Origin of the sequence: Enterobacter chuandaensis (assembly GCF_003594915.1) — a bacterium.
GTDB lineage: Bacteria > Pseudomonadota > Gammaproteobacteria > Enterobacterales > Enterobacteriaceae > Enterobacter > Enterobacter chuandaensis.
Genome location: NZ_QZCS01000006.1, coordinates 203,795 through 222,666 on the forward strand (window position 1 = coordinate 203,795; position 18,872 = coordinate 222,666).

The following is an 18,872-nucleotide window of genomic DNA, read 5'->3' on the forward strand; positions in this document are numbered from 1 at the left end:
TAAAGTCGCTCTAAATTTCCTGCAAGGACTGGATATGCTGATTCTGATTTCACCTGCAAAAACGCTCGACTACCAGAGCCCTCTTGCCACCGAGCGCTATACCCAGCCAGAACTGCTGGATTACTCGCAACAGCTGATCCGCGAAGCGCGCAAGCTCTCTGCGCCGCAAATTGCTTCGCTGATGAGCATCAGCGACAAGCTGGCAGACCTTAACGCGACCCGGTTCCACGAGTGGCACCCGGATTTCACCCCTGCCAACGCTCGCCAGGCGATTCTGGCGTTTAAAGGTGATGTCTACACCGGCCTGCAGGCGGAAGACTTCAGTGAAGCCGATTTCGATTTCGCCCAGCAGCATCTGCGCATGCTGTCGGGTCTTTACGGCGTACTGCGCCCGCTGGATCTGATGCAGCCGTATCGTCTGGAGATGGGCATTCGCCTGGAAAACGCCAAAGGCAAAGACCTGTACCATTTCTGGGGCGACATCATCGCCGACAAGCTGAACGCGGCGCTGCACGCCCAGGGCGATAACGTGGTGATTAACCTGGCATCCGATGAGTACTACAAGTCGGTGAAACCGAAAAAGCTGGAGGCGGAAATTATCAAGCCGGTGTTCCTCGACGAGAAGAACGGCAAGTTCAAGGTGATCAGCTTCTACGCTAAGAAAGCGCGCGGCCTGATGAGCCGCTACATCATCCAGAACCGCCTGACGAAGCCGGAGCAGTTAACCGGGTTCAACACCGACGGCTATTTCTTTGACGAGGCGTCGTCAGGGAAAGGTGAGCTGGTATTTAAGCGCCACGAGCAGTAAAACTAAACCCCGCCATCTGGCGGGGTGTTGCGTTAATGGTGCTTCCAGTCCGGGCCCGGACGATGATCGTCATGGCGACGGTCATCGTGGTGGTGGTCACGATCGCGATGCTCGTCATGCGGACGCCAGCGGTTATCGCGCCAGTCATAATGCGCCTTCCACCAGTCATGGTCGCGCCAGCGGCCGCCATCCCAGTAATGCCCGTTGTTATCCCGATCGCCAATCTGCAGTTTTACCGCAGGTACGAGGGTAATTTCAGATGCCTGTACCGCCATGGGGGCGACCAGCACCAGAGAAAGCGCGATGAGTGCAGGTTTCAGTGTAGACACAGGTGACTCCTTATTCTTCTTGCCCAACGTGGGCCGATGTAAGGAGAGTACGCGAGGGGAACGGGGGAAGTTATTCTCTGCAATCCTAAACGCTAAGTGACCGCATTTATTGGGAATTTCTGCTTTTTTCCTGCTTTTTCTCTCCTTAATTTCTTCACAAAAAAGCCGGGTGGCGCCTATGCCTTACCCGGCCTACGATTGGGGACGTTGTAGGCCCGGTAAGGCGTAGCCGCCACCGGGCAATAAAATCACGCGCGGGTCATCATCAGCTTACGCAGCGCCGCAAAGTCCGCTGGCAGCTCATGCGACAGCAGCGGCAGGTCGGCACGCTCGGCCAGCTCTTTTGGCAGCGGCAACGTTTCGCCCAGGATCGCTTCCACGCTCTCTTTGAACTTCGCCGGATGCGCGGTGCCCAGGAACAGGCCATATTCACCCGGGTTAAGCTGGTCGCGCAGCGCGCGGTAGGCAATCGCCGCGTGCGGTTCAGAGGTGTAGCCCACCGCTTTCAGCTCGCGCATGGTGGCTTTGGTGGTTTCGTCCGTCACCGCAGCGTAGCCCAGGTCGCCCAGACGCCACACCTTGCGGCGGAACAGTTCTTCCACGCGCGGCCAGTTGTTCGGCTGGGACACGTCCATGGCATTGGAGAGCGTTGCCTGCGTCGCGTTTGGCACCCACTTCCCGTCTTTCAGGAAGCGCGGCACGGTGTCGTTGGCGTTGGTGGCGGCGATAAAACGCTTCACCGGCAGACCCAGGGATTTCGCCAGCAGACCCGCCGTCAGGTCACCGAAGTTACCGCTTGGTACCGAAACCACCAGCTGATTGCGCGCTTCCTGCGGCAGCTGCGCCACCGCTTCGAAGTAGTAGCAGATCTGCGCCAGCAGACGGCTGATGTTGATAGAGTTCGCCGAGTTCAGCCCCAGCGCGGCCTTCAGCTCTTCATCGTCGAAGGCCTGCTTGACCAGCGCCTGGCAGGCATCGAAATCGCCGTCGATCGCTACGGTTTCAATGTTGCCGCCGAGGGTGCAGAACAGTTTTTCCTGCAGCGGGCTGATTTTGCCTTTCGGATAGAGGATCACCACGCGGACGTTTTTCAGGCCGTAGAACGCGTGCGCCACCGCTGCGCCGGTATCGCCGGAAGTGGCGGTCAGGATGGTCACCGGTTTGTCGCCGCTGATATGGGTCAGCATCTGTGCCATAAAGCGGCCGCCGAAATCCTTAAACGCCAGGGTCGGACCGTGGAACAGCTCCAGACAGCCGACATCAGGCTCCACCTGCTTCACCGGCGCCGGGAAAGCGAACGCCGCGCGCACGCGCTCTTCCAGAAGCTCCTGCGGGATTTCGTCGCCGATAAACGCGGACAGAATTTTGGTGCTGCGGGTGACAAAGTCCTGCTTCAGCAGTTCGTCGATGTCGGTCAGCTGGAATTCCGGCAGATCGTGGGGGAAGAACAGCCCCTGATTTTTGCCCAGTCCCTGAGTCACCGCCTGCGCGAAGCTGACCTGCTCGTTATGATCTTTAAGGTTGTAGAGTTTCATTAATTATCCCAGTACTCGTGCGCCAGCCGTGTCCAGACGGCAAATATGAACAAAGCCTTCCTGATTTTGCAGGTAGTGTTTAGAGAGCCAGTCCGCCACGCGCTGCGCGGTGTCAGGCTTGTCGCAAAGAGCGAATAGCGTCGGGCCGGAGCCGGAAATGCCGCACGCCTGCGCGCCGATATCCATCGATGCCTGTCGCGCCTCGTTAAAGCCGGGCAGCAGCTTCGTGCGGTACGGCTCGGCAATGACGTCCTTCATCAGCTTCGCCGCCAGCTGCGGCTGACGGGTGTAGCAGGCATGGATAAAGCCCGCCAGATGACGCCCGTGGGCGATACAGTCCTGGCGACGATACTGCGCGGGCAGGATCGCACGCGCTTCCGCGGTAGAGACCTTAATGCCCGGATAGGCCAGCACCCACAGCCACTCATCAAACCCTGGCACCTGCTGGCTGATGATGCCATTTTCTTCGATCATCAGTTGCATGCCGCCGAGGAAGCACGGCGCCACGTTATCGTAATGAATGCTGCCGGAGATGCGCCCTTCCAGCTCGCCCATCAGCCCAAGCAGACGGCTATTATTTAATGGCTTGCCGCAGTGCTCGTTCATCGCCACCAGCGCGGCGACCACCGAGCAGGCGCTGGAGCCCAGCCCCGAACCAATCGGCATACTTTTTTCCAGCGTCATGGAAACCGGCACGTTTTTGCCGATCTCCTGACAGAAGCGCTCCCAGCACTGATAGACGATATTCTCGCGCGGCTCGGACGGCAGCTTGCTGGCGAAGCGGCCCACGTTATTCAGGCTAAAGCTGTCTGCCGCCTCCACCGTTACCGTATCACCCAGCAGCGAACCATCCACCGGCGTCACCGCCGCACCCAGCACGTCAAATCCGACGCTCATATTGGCGCTGGAAGCCGGGGCATAAACTTTGACCATGTTAAACTCCTAACTTCCATGACAGGGTACGCAGCAGATCGGCAAACACGCCCGCCGCCGTAACATCGTTCCCTGCGCCATAGCCGCGAAGCACCAGCGGCAGTGGCTGATAATAGTGGCTGTAAAACGCGAGGGCGTTTTCGCCGTTTTTGACTTTGTACAGCGGGTCGTTGCCATCCACTTCGGCAATCTTCACCCGGCACACGCCATCTTCTTCAATATTGCCAACATAGCGCAATACCTTACCTTCATCACGGGCTTTCGCAACGCGCGCGGCAAAGGCATCGTCAAGCTGGGGCAAATTCGCCATAAAAGCGCTGACGTCACCGCTGCTGTTAAATTCTGCTGGCAGCACGGGCTCAATCACGATGTCGGAAAGCTCCAGCTCGCGGCCCGTTTCACGCGCCAGAATCAGCAGCTTGCGCGCCACGTCCATACCGGAAAGATCATCACGCGGATCCGGCTCGGTGTAGCCCAGCTCGCGCGCGGCGCGGGTGGCTTCCGAGAGGGTCATACCCTCATCCAGCTTGCCGAAGATAAACGACAGGGAGCCGGAGAGAATACCGGAGAAACGCTGCAGTTCGTCACCCGCGTTGAGCAGGTTTTGCAGGTTTTCAATAACCGGCAGCCCCGCGCCGACGTTGGTGTCGTACAGGAACTTGCGGCGCGACTTGCTCGCCGCCAGACGCAGCTGGTGATAGTAATCCATCGACGAGGTATTGGCCTTTTTATTCGGCGTCACCACGTGGAAGCCTTCGCGCAGGAAGTCGGCATACTGGTCGGCCACCGCCTGGTTCGAGGTACAGTCAACAATCACCGGGTTAAGCAGGTGATACTCTTTTACCAGACGGATCAGGCGCCCCAGGTTGAACGGCTCTTTCGCCTCTTCCAGCTCCGCCTGCCAGTTCTCCAGGTTAAGGCCGTGAACGTTGGTCAGCAGCGCTCTGGAGTTGGCAATCCCGCAGACGCGCAGATCGATATGCTTCTTCTTAAGCCACTCCTGCTGGCGCTTCACCTGCTCCAGCAATGCGCCACCGACGCCGCCCACGCCAATCAGGAACAGCTCGATCACCTGATCGGTGTTGAACAGCATCTGATGCACCACGCGCACGCCGGTGGTGGCGTCATCATTATCCACGACAACAGAGATTGAACGTTCGGACGAGCCCTGAGCAATCGCCACGATATTAATATTGGCGCGGGCCAGCGCGGCAAAGAACTTGGCGGAAATGCCGCGCAGCGTGCGCATTCCGTCGCCTACGACGGAGATTACCGCCAGACGCTCCTGAATGGAGAGCGGCTCCAGCAGCTCTTCTTTCAGCTCCAGATAGAACTCTTCTTCCAGCGCGCGGCGGGCGCGCAGGCAGTCAGCCTGCGGCACGCAGAAGCTGATGCTGTACTCGGAAGAGGACTGCGTGATCAGCACCACGGAGATACCGTTGCGTGACATGGCCGCAAAAACGCGTGCCGCCATGCCGACCATCCCTTTCATCCCCGGACCTGAGACGCTGAACATCGCCATGTTGTTCAGGTTGGAAATACCTTTCACCGGCAGGCCATCTTCATCAGAGCTGGCGCCAATCAGCGTACCCGGCGCCTGCGGGTTACCGGTATTTTTAATCAGGCAAGGGATCTGGAACTGGGCAATCGGGGAGATAGTACGCGGGTGAAGCACTTTGGCGCCGAAGTAGGAAAGCTCCATCGCCTCCTGGTAAGACATCGACTTCAGCAGCCTGGCGTCCGGCACCTGGCGCGGGTCACAGGTATAAACGCCGTCCACGTCAGTCCAGATCTCACAGCAGTCCGCGCGTAAGCAGGCAGCCAGCACGGCGGCGGAGTAGTCAGAGCCGTTACGGCCCAGCACCACCAGCTCGCCCTTCTCATTTCCGGCAGTGAATCCGGCCATCAGGATCATGTGGTCAGACGGGATTTTGCTCGCGGCGATACGGCGGGTTGATTCGGCAATATCAACGGTGGATTCGAGGTAGTGACCTGCCGCCAGCAATTTCTCAACCGGATTGATCACGGTAACGTTGTGGCCGCGCGCTTCCAGCACGCCTGCCATGATGGCAATCGAGAGCTTCTCACCACGGCAGATCAGCGCCGCGTTGATGCTGTCCGGGCACTGGCCGAGGAGGCTGATGCCGTGCAGGACGTGTTTGATTTGCGCGAATTCCTGCTCAACGAAGGACTTCAGCTGAGCGAGCGGGAAACCAGGCTGAGCCTCTGCCAGCCCTTGCAGTAAGTCAGCGAAGATACGCTCTGCGTCGCTGATGTTCGGGAGTGCATCCTGGCCACCGATGGTTTTTTCAATCATCGCCACCAGATGGTTCGTGATTTTTGCCGGGGCAGAGAGCACGGTCGCAACCTGCCCCTGCCTGGCGTTGCTCTCCAGGATATCGGCAACACGCAGAAAACGTTCTGCATTTGCCACTGATGTACCGCCGAACTTCAACACTCGCATGGTTCTACCTCGTTTCCTTTAGCCGAAAAAAAAGCCCGCACTGTTCAGGTGCGGGCTTTTTTCTGTTTTTCCTGTACGCGTCAGCCCGCATCGTTACCTGTGGTAATGATGATGGTTGTGGTAATGGTGGTGATGCTGATGCGTTTCATGGATGTTGTGTACTCTGTCATTATTATCTGTCTGTGCTGTATTCTTTTAGGGTTAAAGGATCGGGCACCTTAAGTCAATGAATTTTTAATTTGATCACAATTCCGCAGACTCTCACGTCCCGCTGTTTGCCGATTTATTTTCATCCGATTCGCCCAGTCGCAACCCTTCTGGACAGACTATTTCGCCATAGAAAAAAGTTATGACAGCATTTTACTCGACCAATTTTTTTTCAATATCGTGCAGCAAACGATGCAACATTGCCGTGTCTCGCTGCTCAAGACGTCCGAGTCGCTGTTGCAGCCAGTCGGCCATTTTTTGATCGTCCGCGACGCCAAGGTTCGATAACAGACTCTCTACGCGAGCACGAAGCGCGGCCAGCTGATTTTCATTGGCGGCTTCTGCCTGCGGTTGCGGGATTTGCATTAGGGAAGCTAATTGATAGCAATAGACCATTACCGCCTGGCCTAAATTCAGGGAGGGGTAATCGGCGACCATCGGCGCACCGGTGAGAACATCGGCCAGCTCCAGCTCTTCGTTGGTCAGCCCTGAATCTTCACGGCCAAACACCAGCGCGGCCCTCTCCAGCCACTGGCTTTTCTCTTCCAGCATCGGCACCAGCTCCGCCGGGGTGGTGTAGTAGTGGAACTTCGCCCGGCTGCGCGCGGTGGTCGCTACGGTAAACGAAATGTCGTGCAGTGCATCAGCCAGCGTGGCGTAAGTGGTTATATTATCGAGAATATCGCCTGAACCGTGCGCCACCCAGCGGGCGGCAGGCTCCAGGTGCGCTGTGCTGTCCACAATACGCAAATCGGTAAAACCCATGGTCTTCATGGCACGCGCCGCAGCGCCTATATTTTCTGCTCTGGCTGGGGCGACCAGTACAATCGACAGATGCATTTATGCTCTCTTTTTAATCAGTTAGCCGGTAAAAATGTGATGCGCTTCAACATATTACGCAGCGCGAATTTACAAATTTGCAACACAAATCACCGAAATAGCGTTTCAGAACAAATTAAAGACGCTAAACTATTTTGTGTCTGAACAATCAGTTAGAATGTTAACAGGAGTCTATTATCCTTATGTTTTATAATGATAATAGCCACATGAATACCCTAATCTGATTGGATTCGCTTCGTTTATATATCAATGTCCGCAACTAGTTGGTTTATTGAAAAATTGTGACAAAGGCTAGCATTCGGCTACGATGATTTCATCAAACTGTTAACGTGCTACAATTGAACTTGATATATGTCAACGAAGCGTAGTTTTATTGGGTGTCTGGTGTCACTTAGCCTGTTATGTTGCTGTTAAAATGGTTAGGATGACAGCCGTTTTTGACACTGTCGGGTCCAAAGGGAAAGTGCCCACGACCAAGCTAATGATGTTGTTGACGTTGATGGAAAGTGCATCAAGAACGCAATTACGTACTTTAGTCACGTTAGGCCGATCATGTTAATTTGCGACATGCATCAGGCAGGTCAGGGACTTTTGTACTTCCTGTTTCGATTTAGTTGGCAATTTAGGTAGCAAACATGCAGACCCCGCACATTCTTATCGTTGAAGACGAGTTGGTAACACGCAACACGTTAAAGAGCATTTTCGAAGCAGAAGGCTACGATGTCTTTGAAGCGACCGATGGCGCAGAGATGCATCAGATCCTTTCTGAAAATGATATCAACCTGGTGATCATGGATATCAACCTGCCGGGCAAAAACGGTCTTCTTCTGGCGCGCGAACTGCGTGAACAGGCGAACGTCGCGTTAATGTTCCTGACGGGCCGTGACAACGAAGTTGATAAAATTCTTGGCCTGGAAATCGGTGCGGATGACTACATCACCAAGCCGTTTAACCCTCGCGAGTTAACCATTCGTGCACGCAACCTGCTGTCCCGCACCATGAACCTTGGCACGGTCAGCGAAGAGCGTCGTAGCGTTGACAGCTACAAATTCAACGGCTGGGAACTTGATATCAATAGCCGTTCGCTGATTAGCCCGAACGGTGAGCAGTATAAACTGCCGCGCAGCGAATTCCGCGCGATGCTGCACTTCTGTGAAAACCCGGGCAAAATTCAGTCCCGTGCAGAACTGCTGAAGAAAATGACCGGCCGCGAGCTGAAGCCTCATGACCGTACCGTAGACGTGACCATCCGTCGTATTCGTAAGCATTTCGAATCGACGCCTGATACGCCGGAAATCATCGCCACCATCCACGGCGAAGGGTACCGTTTCTGCGGCGATCTGCAGGAGTGATCCCGCAGTTTACGCATTAAAAAACGGCGCATTTGCGCCGTTTTTTTTATTAATGCCACGGCATAATCGGCACCGCGCTGATCGCGTTTTTCGGCGAGCCTTCCACCACTTTGTCGGAATACGCAAGGTAAGCCAGGGTGTTGCGTTTGGCATCATAGAAACGCACTACCTGCAGCTTTTTGAACACCAGCGAGGTCCGCTTCTGGAATACCACGTCGCCCTGCGCTTTGCCGTTCTTGATTTTATCGCTCAGCTCAACCGGGCCCACCTGCTGACAGGAAATCGCCGCATCGGAGGTATCTTCCGCCAGTCCCAGGCCACCTTTAATACCGCCCGTTTTCGCGCGGCTGACGTAGCAGGTGACGTTTTTCACGTCCGGATCGTCAAACGCCTCCACCACGATTTTGTGGTCCGGGCCAAACATCTTAAACACGGTATCGACGGAACCAATCTGTTCTGCCTGCGCGGCGCGGCCAACCATCAACAGCAACGCGGTGAAGATCAAAGTCTTGTATTTCATATTGTTACCATTCTTTAAAATTGCACTGGGCGATTATTCAACACTTTAGACAAAAATGTAGCAAGATCACAGGATTAGAATATATTCACCCAAAACGAGCCGTAAAAGGCATTAATGCGCAAAAAAAACACTGAATGCTAAAACATCAAAAAATGCTATTATCCGCTAACCTGTTATCAGGCACCTGCTGTTTTAAGGATGAGGATAGTATATGGATCAGGCTGGAATTATTCGCGACCTGCTCACCTGGCTGGAAGGTCATCTCGACCAGCCTTTGTCACTGGATAATGTGGCGGCTAAAGCGGGCTATTCCAAGTGGCATCTGCAAAGGATGTTCAAGGATGTCACCGGTCATGCTATCGGTGCCTATATTCGCGCACGTCGTTTATCAAAATCTGCAGTGGCCTTGCGCCTGACCGCGCGTCCGATTCTGGACATTGCCCTGCAGTACCGTTTCGATTCGCAGCAGACGTTTACCCGCGCGTTTAAAAAACAGTTCTCGTTGACGCCCGCGCTTTATCGTCGCTCGCCGGACTGGAGCTCGTTTGGCATGCGTCCACCGCTGCGTCTGGGTGAGTTCGCGATGCCGAAATACGAAATCGTCACCCTGCCGGAAACTCATCTGATCGGTACGACCCAGAGCTACTCCTGCTCCCTGGAGCAGATTTCTGAGTTCCGTCATCAAATGCGCGTTCAGTTCTGGCGCGATTTCCTGAGCCATGCACCGGCTATCCCGCCAATTCTGTACGGCCTGAATGAAACGCATCCAAGCCAGGAAAAAGACGACGAGCAGGAGGTGTTCTACACCACCGCGCTGACGCCGGAGCTGGCGAATGGCTACATTCAGGGTTCGAAGCCGGTCGTGCTGGAAGGTGGCGAGTACGTGATGTTCTCGTATGAAGGACTGGGTACCGGGGTTCAGGAGTTTATCCTGACCGTTTACGGGACCTGCATGCCAATGCTGAATCTGAATCGCCGTAAAGGTCAGGATATTGAGCGCTACTACCCGGCGCAGGATGCCAAACCGGAAGAAGGCCCCATCAATCTGCGTATGGAATTCTTGATTCCGATACGTCGTTAACGCTGCAGTTCGTCAAGCGCAGGGGCATCGAGGTGCGAAATGTCCCCTGCCATCTCCACCACCCAGCCCGAAGCCAGCCACGCGCTTTCCTGGTAATCAATCCGGGAAATGGAACAGTTGCGCAGGCGCAGACGGCGCTCGGCATAAGCCGGTAACCCCAGAATGGTGCTCACCAGGCAGCCCAGCGCGATACCGTGACTCACCAGCAGCGGACGACTTCCCGCCGGAAGCTTCAGGCATTCCGCCAGTGCGGCATGCATACGCACGCTCAGCTCCTGCATGGATTCGCCTTCAGGGATACGGCCATCTTCGGTACCGTTCACCAGCGTGCGGCGCCAGCCCTCTTCCGTTTCCGTCAGCGTATCGATATGGCGCTTTTCCAGCACGCCCATATCCAGCTCGCGCAGGCGCGGCTCAAGCATCACATCGCAGCCGCAGGCGTCTGCAATGATGCGCGCCGTCTGCTGAGTACGACCTAAATCGCTGGTGATGACGTGGGTAATGCCCAGCGTTCTGGCACGCTCTGCCACCTGCCACGCTTGCTGCACACCCTTCTCGGTGAGAGGACTGTCTGACTGGCCTTGAATACGTCGCTCGGCGTTCCACTGCGTTTCACCGTGGCGAACAAGGTATACCTGTAACATGCTTTTTTTCCGTTATACTGCGATGAGTTTTTTTGAATCGAGCTTAATTATGCACCATGTTGTCTCTGCTACCACCAATCCTGCCAAAATTCAGGCAATTCTAAAGGCTTTTGAAGAGATTTTCGGCGAAGGATCCTGCCATATTGATGCCGTCGGCGTCGAGAGTGGTGTACCTGAACAGCCGTTTGGCAGTGAGGAAACGCGCGCTGGCGCACGAAATCGCGTGGCTAACGCGAAGGCCGCGGCACCGAATGCTGACTTTTGGGTAGCCATTGAAGCTGGTATCGACGAAGGCGCAACCTTTAGCTGGGTGGTGATTGAAAGCCGAGAGCAGCGCGGCGAAGCGCGTTCGGCCACTCTGCCGCTGCCGGAAATCATTCTGAAGAAAGTGCGCGAAGGCGAAGCGCTCGGGCCGGTGATGTCGCAGTACACCGGCATCGATGAGATTGGCCGAAAAGAAGGGGCGATTGGCGTCTTTACGGGTGGCAAGCTTACGCGTTCAGGCGTTTACCATCAGGCGGTGATCCTGGCGCTGAGCCCGTTTCATAACGCCATTTATCGTTGATCGCCCAATAAGACTGACTCAAGCCACTGGCGCAGCTCAACCGGCGCAGACTTCAGGCTGTTCGAGCCGCGGGTGATCGTTGCGATGCCCGCGCCCAGCTCGTTTTTCAGCTCGCGCTGGCTCATCTCGCCGCGCAGCAACTCCTCGATAATCCGCACTCTTGTGCCCAGCGCTTCGCGCTCGTCCGGCGTGAGCATCAGCTGCATGAGAGGTAAGTGCAAATCCTGATCGTAAGACTGACGAAGCAGCTCCACAAAACGAAGCCACTCCTGGTGACGTTGTTCGGCCATTGCCGAGGAATACGGGGAATGCTGGGTCATGTTATGCTGCCTCTTGTACTCATTAGCGAGTACAGCATAACACAACCCGCGCCGATCAGTAACGTCTCTGCCACTCGGCATCGCTCATCAGGGTATCTTTCTGCCCCATAAAGTAGCGATAGTAGGCGTCATAGGCCAGCACGTTCTTCACGTAGCCGCGTGTTTCCGAGAACGGAATGCTCTCGACAAACGCCACCGCGTCGATGCGTCCGGCGCTGTTGCCAAGCCAGGTACGCACGCGCCCAGGCCCCGCGTTATACGCCGCCGACGCGAAGATGCGGTTATTGCCGAACTGCTGATAGACGTACTGCAAGTAGCTGGTGCCAATGTTGATGTTGGTATCCGGATCGAGAAGCTGTGACGGGCTGCTGTATCCTGGAATGTTGAACATCTTCACCGTATGCGTCGCCGTCCCCGGCATAATTTGCATCAGCCCGCTGGCACCCACCGGTGAACGGACTTTCGGGTTCCATGCGCTCTCCTGACGGGCAATCGCCATGGCGTAGCTTTGCGGGATATCTTTGCCGCTGGTGTAGCGGTCAAACAGATCTTTGTACGCCAGCGGGAAACGCTCTTCGAGATGATCCCACAGCTTCCCGGCGATCGTCGCCTGCACGCTCAGATCCCACCAGCGATTATCAAAGGCATAGCGAGCAAGCTGGGCCTTCTCGTCGGTGGTACGGCTGGTGACCAGATTCGCCCACTCGCTGCGCGCGGTATTGTCCATGTTCCAGTACATCAGCTCGCGAACGCGCGCCATCTCCGGCCCCTGCGTCAGAGCGGGGCTGGCGTTAGCGGGCGCTTTGTCGATCTTAAGCGTGTACTCCTCGCCCAGCCGTTGCGCCGCCGCCATCGGGTAGAACCCGCGCTGCTGCATCAGCGAGTGAAGAATATCTTTGGCTTCGTCTTCACGACCGCGCTCCATCAGCAGATCGGCCTGCCAGTAGCGCCATTCGTCCTTCTCTTTGGCTTCCATTGGCAAACGCGCGAGCCAGGTATTCAGCCCGCGACGATCCCCCGTTCCCAGCGCCATGCGCACGCGTCGCTCAACAAGCGAGGTCGAGTTTGAGCGCATGATCGCATCATCACGCCAGCGCGCCTGTTCGTCGGTCACATCCGTGCCCATCAGTCGCCACGCGACAATATCGCGCAATTCCTGGGTTTGATCGTCATTCAGCTGCTGCGCCTGCACCAGCTGCGGGATCATCAGCCGCGCGTTTTCTACATCGTCACGCGCCACGCTGGCAAAAGCCACCGCCGCCATCTGGCGGGTAAAATCGGTCGAGCCCGTGCTGCGGGCAAAGGTCAGGACGCTGTTCGGATCGTTTGCCAGCGCGATAACCGCCGTGGAGATCGTCTGGTAATCGGACGGCATTTGCCCTGCCAGCGCGGTCACCAGACGCGTGTTGCCGGCTTTCATCGCCAGGCGGATGCGCTCAAGGTAGGCCAGCGGATCCTGCTTGCCGGAAGCGCGCCATGCGCCAAAGAGCGAGTCACAGGCGTTCGGCTGGCTTTTGCCCGTCAGCCACAGATCTTTCGCCCCGGCCCAGGCCTCTTCCTGCTGACCGGTCGCCCATTTCGCATAGTAGTAATTACACTGCGCTTCAGTGGTATTCGGCTTCTCAGGGCTAAACGCCAGCAGCCCTCGCCAGTCTTCACGCCGCGCCAGCTCATTCACAAAACGAGACTGGAGATTTCGGGCAGGCGGCAGGGTCGGGTTCGCCTGAATAAAGTTATTCACCGTGACTGTCGGCTGGTTCATCAGATCGTCGGTGATCTGGCGATACTCCAGATACGGATACAGCGGATAGTCCTTCAGCGTCGGCATCAGCGCCTGCACGGTATCCATCTGCTTGTTGTCCCACGCCTGTTTAATCTGGGCGTAGCGGTTACGTTGTTCATCCAGTGAATCGGCATGCACCGCCTGGCTTACCGCCATTACGCATACGCTGGCAGCCAGCAGACGCCAGACCACCCGTTTGGCTTTTTCCACAAGCTCTTCCTCATTGTTTTTTCATCATTTGCAGCGTCTTGCCACATCAAAGTTGCATTCACTTATGCTAACCAGGCATCCTGCAACGCGCCACGTCATGGACACTTTTTTACCTTTCTTGCGCGTTTTAACACTCCCGACGTTCCTGGCTGGGATTAGGGCGTGAAAAAGGCTACACTTCGAGGCTGAAATTCCTTCTCATCACGATAAAAGAGGCGAAGTCCAACGTGGCTCAATTCGTTTATACCATGCATCGTGTCGGCAAAGTTGTCCCGCCGAAACGTCATATTCTTAAAAATATCTCGCTGAGCTTCTTCCCGGGCGCAAAAATCGGTGTTCTGGGTCTCAACGGTGCCGGTAAGTCCACCCTGCTGCGCATCATGGCCGGCATCGATACAGACATCGAAGGTGAAGCCCGTCCGCAGCCAGGCATCAAGATCGGCTACCTGCCGCAGGAACCTCAGCTGAACCCGGAACACACCGTTCGCGAATCCGTTGAAGAAGCGGTGTCCGAAGTGGTTAACGCGCTGAAAGGTCTGGATGAAGTGTATGCCAAATACGCCGAACCGGATGCGGACTTCGACAAACTTGCTGCACAACAGGGCAAGTATGAAGAGATTATCCAGGCGCACGACGGTCACAACCTGAACGTGCAGCTGGAGCGCGCGGCCGATGCCCTGCGTCTGCCGGACTGGGATGCGAAAATCGCTAACCTGTCCGGTGGTGAACGCCGCCGCGTGGCGCTGTGCCGTCTGCTGCTGGAAAAACCAGACATGCTGCTGCTCGACGAACCGACCAACCACCTGGATGCGGAATCCGTGGCGTGGCTGGAGCGCTTCCTGCACGACTTCGAAGGCACCGTTGTGGCAATTACCCACGACCGTTACTTCCTCGACAACGTGGCAGGCTGGATCCTGGAGCTGGACCGCGGTGAAGGTATTCCGTGGGAAGGCAACTACTCCTCCTGGCTGGAGCAGAAAGATCAGCGTCTGGCGCAGGAAGCTTCTCAGGAAGCGGCTCGCCGTAAGTCTATTGAGAAAGAGCTGGAGTGGGTGCGTCAGGGCGCGAAAGGCCGTCAGTCCAAGGGCAAAGCCCGTCTGGCGCGCTTCGAAGAGCTGAACAACACCGAATACCAGAAACGTAACGAAACCAACGAACTGTTTATTCCACCTGGAGCACGTCTGGGGGATAAAGTGGTTGAAGTGACCAACCTGCGTAAGTCCTACGGCGACCGCGTGCTGATCGACGACCTGAGCTTCTCCGTACCGAAAGGCGCTATCGTCGGCATTATCGGTCCGAACGGCGCGGGTAAATCCACCCTGTTCCGCATGATGTCCGGTCAGGAACAGCCTGACAGCGGCTCTATCACCCTCGGTGAAACCGTGAAGCTGGCCTCCGTTGACCAGTTCCGTGACGCGATGGATAACAGCAAAACCGTGTGGGAAGAAGTCTCCGGCGGTCTGGATATCATGCGTATCGGCAACACCGAGATGCCAAGCCGCGCCTACGTTGGCCGCTTTAACTTTAAGGGCACCGACCAGGGCAAACGCGTGGGCGAGCTGTCCGGCGGTGAGCGCGGTCGTCTGCACCTGGCGAAGCTGCTGCAGGTGGGCGGTAACGTTCTGCTGCTCGATGAACCCACCAACGACCTGGATATCGAAACCCTGCGCGCGCTGGAAAACGCCCTGCTGGAGTTCCCGGGCTGTGCGATGGTTATCTCGCACGACCGCTGGTTCCTCGACCGTATCGCGACCCACATCCTGGACTACCAGGACGAAGGTAAAGTGGAGTTCTTCGAAGGTAACTTCACCGAGTACGAAGAGTACAAGAAACGCACCCTGGGTGCCGACGCGCTGGAGCCGAAGCGTATTAAGTACAAGCGTATTGCGAAATAAAAGCAAAACGGCAACCTCGGTTGCCGTTTTTTATGTTTGTCCCCTCTCCCATGGGGAGAGGGCCAGGGTGAGGGCATCAGTCCGCACAACATCACCCACCCACGTAATACCGCTTCACCTCATCAAATCGCATCGCAAAGTCGATATAGCTCATCAGCGCAGGCGAATTCAGCTTCCGGCTCGGGTAGGCCAGCCAGAGATCGTTTCCCTCAACGCTCCACTCCGGCAGCACCTGAACCAGCGCCCCCTTTTTGATCTTATCTTCCAGCAGAAACGCGGGTAAGAGCGTGATCCCCGCGCCGGCAATCGCACATTCGCGGGCATACACCAGATTATCCGTCATATGCGCATTGTCCGGCAGGTAGCGGTAATCCTCACCCTCGCTTCGCAGCAGCCACTCCGACCACGCCCGGTGTGTAATACTGCGGTGATCCACCAGCTGGCGGGGATGCGTCAGCGGCTCCCGACGCGCCAGATAGTCCGGCGAGGCCAGCATGTAGCGTGGGCAGTGCCCGATCATCCTGCCAATCAGAGAGGAGTCCTGCGGCTTGCCGGTGCGCAGCGCCACGTCAAAACCGGACTCGACCAGATCCACCACGTCGTCAGAGATCGACACATCCAGCGACACGTCAGGATAGCGAAGCTGAAATTCGGCATTCATATGCGCCAGCAGCGTCGCGCCAATCCCCGCCGGACAGGTGATCCGCAGCCGCCCGCTCGGGTTATCGCGCAGCCGCTGAATGGCGTACTCCGCCCGCTCGCTGGCCGCCAGCATCTCGCGACAGTGCACCAGATAGTGCTCGCCCGCGAAGGTGAGGCTGATCCTGCGCGTGGTGCGGTTGAGCAGACGGATACCCACCTGCTGCTCCAGCTGGCTGATCCGCTGGCTAACGCTGGATTTCGGCAGTTCGGCTTTCTGCGCCGCCGCGGTAAAACTGCCCATCTCCGCCACCAGCGCAAACAGCGCCATATCCTGCAGCTGTTTAAACATGATTGTTCACCCTGTACGAACGCTGAGTTCTTGATTGTCCATCTTATCACGCAGCTGGCCACTTAATAGACTAGCCTCAACAAAACGCATGCCATTGAGGAGCACACCATGTCAGTGAAAGCCATCGCCGTTAACCCAGAAAATCCGTCCACCTTCATTGAAATCACCCCGCCGATGCCGCAGCCCGGCGAGTACGATCTGCTGGTGGAGGTGAAAGCCGTCTCCGTTAACCCGGTCGATACCAAAGTCCACGCGGGCATTGCTAAGAACGGGCTGAACGAGCCGCGCATTCTCGGCTGGGATGCCAGCGGTATCGTCAAAGCCGTTGGCGCTGGCGTCACCGGATTCAAAGCGGGTGACGAGATCTGGTACGCCGGCGACATCACCCGCCCGGGCAGTAATACCACGCATCAGCTGATCGATGCGCGCATTGTCGGGCACAAGCCTGCCGGCCTCGGCTGGGCCGCTGCGGCTGCACTGCCGCTCACGGCACTCACCGCGTGGGAAGGCCTGTTTGAGCGGCTGAACATTCAGCATGCCGGTGCGGACAAAACGCTGCTGATCATCGGCGGCGCGGGCGGGGTGGGATCGCTGGCGATCCCGTTTGCGAAGCACAACAGCAAGGTGAAGATTATCGCAACCGCTTCACGAGAAGATTCCGCCCGGTGGTGTCGCGATCGCGGGGCTGACGTGGTGGTCAACTACCGCGATCTGAAAGGCGAGCTGGCGAAACACGGGCTAACCTTTGTGGATTACATTTTCATCCTCAACGACACCGACGGGCATTGGGATGCGGTCAGCGAACTGATTGCGCCGCAGGGGCATATCTGTTCCATCGTTGAAAACGCGCATCCGCTGAACCAGGACAAGCTGAAGTCTAAATCCGCCGCCCTGCACTGGGAATTTATGTACACCCGCAGCATGTACCAGACCGCGGATATGGCCCGTCAGGGGGAGATCTTAAATGAGGTGGCGAAGCTCGTGGATAATGGCGTGGTGGAAAGCTCGCTCAGCGAGACGCTGCACGGGCTGAGCGTGGAAAGCATTACCGAAGCGCACCGTAAGGTGCTGGAGGGGCATATGCGCGGGAAGGTGGTGGTTGAGTTCTAAGGTATTCCCCCCTCACCCCAAAAGGGCGAGGGGGAAGTTATTACCCCTGCTCCCCCATCATCTCCTTCACCAGCTCGACGCAGCGCAGGAAGCGGGAGTCGTAGTCCGACTCTTCAACATGGACAAACTCAACGTTGTTTTCGTTGAGCATCTCCACCAGCATGGACTGGAATTCCCGCCTGTCCACGGAGCTGCCGAGGCTGCGCATGCCGTCAGCCACCCACGGGGTGTTGTTTTCCAGTAGGATCACCAGGTCAAATCGGTATTCGTCAATCAGCGCCTGCACGAACGGATGCTCGCGCCCCTCGTACTTTTTGCAGAACGCCTGGGTGGTGACGAAATCGGTATCAATAAACGCCACTTTGTTGGCGTATTTCACCGCGAAATCAATATACTGGGCATGCCCGAGCGCGATTTTATCGTAGTCGGAATACTGCAACGCCATCTCGTCGCCGCCGAGGTGCGAAAAGACGTAATCGCGTCCGTACTCCCACGCGCTGGTGGTGTTGAAGATGTTCGCCAGCTTGTTGACCAGCGTTGATTTGCCGCTCGACTCGCCGCCCAGAATAGCCACCGTGCGCACGAAGAACGGCTTCACTTCGGTCGGGATGTAATCCCAGTAGCGGAACGGGTTCTCGCGGATCTGCGCCCCGCTGATGTTCATAAAGGTGCGTTTCGGATCGATCAGCACCGTCTCGATGCCCAGATGCTCGCGGAACTGCGGCGCGTCGGACTCTTCAGAGGTGTAGATCCAGTTAGGCGCAATCCCCTTTTCTTCCATAAAAGCTTTAATGCCGTTGCTCCACACGTCCCAGCCGTGCGGGTATGGCTCCATACCCTCTTCGTTAAAGGCATGAATGCGAATGTTTTTCTGGTATTTAAAGGTCTGGAGCAGCCAGCGCAGGCGGTCCGGTACGGTGGGCTGCTGCGACATAGCGCTGTCTTCAAAAAGCTGGCGATCGCGCGTTTCGTCGTAGCCCATGATGATGTGCAGCTCGTCCACCTGACTACAGGCGCGCTGGATTAGATAAATATGCCCGGTATGCAGCGGATAAAACTTGCCGAACACCACGCCGATGTTCTTTTGCATCCGCGGGAACTCCAGCCCCAGAAAGCGGTGCAGCGCTTCAAGCTTCTGCGCGCTGGGGCTTTTGATTTTGGCGTTCAGCAACTGGCTCAGGTAGCCTTTGGTCATACCGCTGGCGTCCGCCACCTGCTGCAGCGTGCAGCCCTTCTGGCGGATCGCGGTCTTGATGTAGTCAAATGATGACATAAATTACGGTGC

19 protein-coding genes and 1 other annotated feature are annotated in these 18,872 nt (G+C 56.7%); of the genes, 6 read left to right on the forward strand and 13 right to left on the reverse strand.

Features of this window, described 5'->3' with window-relative positions; genetic code table 11:
• Nucleotides 1-34: 34 nt before the first annotated feature.
• Nucleotides 35-808 carry a peroxide stress protein YaaA gene (gene yaaA / locus D5066_RS12105; RefSeq protein WP_119916075.1) on the forward strand — a complete coding sequence of 258 codons (774 nt, stop codon included), beginning with the start codon at nt 35-37 and terminating at the stop codon, nt 806-808.
• A 32-nt stretch (nt 809-840) separates the two neighbouring features.
• Here yaaA and D5066_RS12110 read toward each other — a convergent pair whose 3' ends face one another.
• The 7 genes from D5066_RS12110 to yjjY form a co-directional block, all read right to left on the reverse strand.
• The gene (locus tag D5066_RS12110; RefSeq protein WP_080328991.1) at nt 841-1,137 is read right to left on the reverse strand and encodes a DUF2502 domain-containing protein; all 297 of its coding nucleotides are present in this window, start codon (nt 1,135-1,137) and stop codon (nt 841-843) included.
• 248 nt (nt 1,138-1,385) lie between these two features.
• A complete protein-coding gene (thrC, locus tag D5066_RS12115) occupies nt 1,386-2,672 on the reverse strand; it encodes a threonine synthase (protein WP_119916076.1) in 1,287 nt (428 codons plus the stop codon).
• A gap of 3 nt (nt 2,673-2,675) precedes the next feature.
• Complete coding sequence (gene thrB / locus D5066_RS12120) at nt 2,676-3,605, reverse strand: homoserine kinase (protein ID WP_080328989.1); 930 nt, start codon at nt 3,603-3,605, stop codon at nt 2,676-2,678.
• Nucleotide 3,606: 1 nt separating this feature from the next.
• Nucleotides 3,607-6,069: a bifunctional aspartate kinase/homoserine dehydrogenase I gene (gene thrA / locus D5066_RS12125; RefSeq protein ID WP_119916077.1), complete on the reverse strand. Its 2,463-nt coding sequence runs from the start codon at nt 6,067-6,069 to the stop codon at nt 3,607-3,609.
• A 24-nt stretch (nt 6,070-6,093) separates the two neighbouring features.
• Nucleotides 6,094-6,211 (reverse strand) — a sequence feature (Thr leader region).
• Nucleotides 6,150-6,218, reverse strand: a complete 69-nt coding sequence (gene thrL, locus D5066_RS12130; protein WP_015572623.1) for a thr operon leader peptide — start codon at nt 6,216-6,218, stop codon at nt 6,150-6,152. Its footprint overlaps the feature before it by 62 nt.
• A gap of 211 nt (nt 6,219-6,429) precedes the next feature.
• Nucleotides 6,430-7,116 carry a tRNA/rRNA methyltransferase gene (locus tag D5066_RS12135; RefSeq protein ID WP_119916078.1) on the reverse strand — a complete coding sequence of 229 codons (687 nt, stop codon included), beginning with the start codon at nt 7,114-7,116 and terminating at the stop codon, nt 6,430-6,432.
• 399 nt (nt 7,117-7,515) lie between these two features.
• Nucleotides 7,516-7,656, reverse strand: a complete 141-nt coding sequence (gene yjjY, locus D5066_RS12140) for a YjjY family protein (protein ID WP_001541509.1) — start codon at nt 7,654-7,656, stop codon at nt 7,516-7,518.
• Nucleotides 7,657-7,751: 95 nt separating this feature from the next.
• On the opposite strand from yjjY, the gene arcA reads away from it, so the two are divergent.
• Nucleotides 7,752-8,468 (forward strand): two-component system response regulator ArcA, encoded by a 717-nt coding sequence (gene arcA, locus D5066_RS12145; RefSeq protein ID WP_003856501.1) that lies wholly within the window; start codon nt 7,752-7,754, stop codon nt 8,466-8,468.
• Between the two features lie 49 nt (nt 8,469-8,517).
• Here the strand turns inward: arcA and creA are convergent, their stop codons facing one another.
• Entirely contained in the window at nt 8,518-8,988 is a 471-nt protein-coding gene (gene creA, locus D5066_RS12150; protein WP_010427098.1) for a protein CreA, read from the reverse strand.
• Nucleotides 8,989-9,199: 211 nt separating this feature from the next.
• Here creA and robA point away from each other — a divergent pair, with 211 nt between their 5' ends.
• Nucleotides 9,200-10,069, forward strand: coding sequence for an MDR efflux pump AcrAB transcriptional activator RobA (gene robA / locus D5066_RS12155; RefSeq protein WP_080328986.1), 870 nt, complete (start codon nt 9,200-9,202; stop codon nt 10,067-10,069).
• Here robA and gpmB read toward each other — a convergent pair.
• Nucleotides 10,066-10,713, reverse strand: a complete 648-nt coding sequence (gene gpmB / locus D5066_RS12160) for a 2,3-diphosphoglycerate-dependent phosphoglycerate mutase GpmB (protein WP_008502057.1) — start codon at nt 10,711-10,713, stop codon at nt 10,066-10,068. The two genes, robA and gpmB, sit on opposite strands and share 4 nt — an antisense overlap.
• Before the next feature lie 49 nt (nt 10,714-10,762).
• On the opposite strand from gpmB, the gene yjjX reads away from it, so the two are divergent.
• Nucleotides 10,763-11,278, forward strand: a complete 516-nt coding sequence (yjjX, locus tag D5066_RS12165) for an inosine/xanthosine triphosphatase (RefSeq protein ID WP_119916153.1) — start codon at nt 10,763-10,765, stop codon at nt 11,276-11,278.
• Here yjjX and trpR read toward each other — a convergent pair.
• Together trpR and sltY are read right to left on the reverse strand one after the other, a co-directional pair.
• The gene (trpR, locus tag D5066_RS12170; RefSeq protein ID WP_080328985.1) at nt 11,269-11,598 is read right to left on the reverse strand and encodes a trp operon repressor; all 330 of its coding nucleotides are present in this window, start codon (nt 11,596-11,598) and stop codon (nt 11,269-11,271) included. The genes yjjX and trpR overlap by 10 nt on opposite strands.
• Before the next feature lie 55 nt (nt 11,599-11,653).
• Entirely contained in the window at nt 11,654-13,591 is a 1,938-nt protein-coding gene (sltY, locus tag D5066_RS12175) for a murein transglycosylase (protein ID WP_119916079.1), read from the reverse strand.
• Between the two features lie 227 nt (nt 13,592-13,818).
• On the opposite strand from sltY, the gene ettA reads away from it, so the two are divergent.
• Nucleotides 13,819-15,486: an energy-dependent translational throttle protein EttA gene (gene ettA, locus D5066_RS12180; RefSeq protein WP_119916080.1), complete on the forward strand. Its 1,668-nt coding sequence runs from the start codon at nt 13,819-13,821 to the stop codon at nt 15,484-15,486.
• A gap of 91 nt (nt 15,487-15,577) precedes the next feature.
• Here ettA and D5066_RS12185 read toward each other — a convergent pair whose 3' ends face one another.
• Nucleotides 15,578-16,477, reverse strand: a complete 900-nt coding sequence (locus tag D5066_RS12185; protein ID WP_119916081.1) for a LysR family transcriptional regulator — start codon at nt 16,475-16,477, stop codon at nt 15,578-15,580.
• Nucleotides 16,478-16,585: 108 nt separating this feature from the next.
• Here D5066_RS12185 and D5066_RS12190 point away from each other — a divergent pair, with 108 nt between their 5' ends.
• Nucleotides 16,586-17,587, forward strand: a complete 1,002-nt coding sequence (locus D5066_RS12190) for a zinc-binding alcohol dehydrogenase family protein (RefSeq protein WP_119916082.1) — start codon at nt 16,586-16,588, stop codon at nt 17,585-17,587.
• 40 nt (nt 17,588-17,627) lie between these two features.
• On the opposite strand, the gene nadR is transcribed toward D5066_RS12190, so the two are convergent.
• The gene (gene nadR / locus D5066_RS12195) at nt 17,628-18,860 is read right to left on the reverse strand and encodes a multifunctional transcriptional regulator/nicotinamide-nucleotide adenylyltransferase/ribosylnicotinamide kinase NadR (protein ID WP_006810194.1); all 1,233 of its coding nucleotides are present in this window, start codon (nt 18,858-18,860) and stop codon (nt 17,628-17,630) included.
• Between the last annotated feature and the right edge of the window lie 12 nt (nt 18,861-18,872).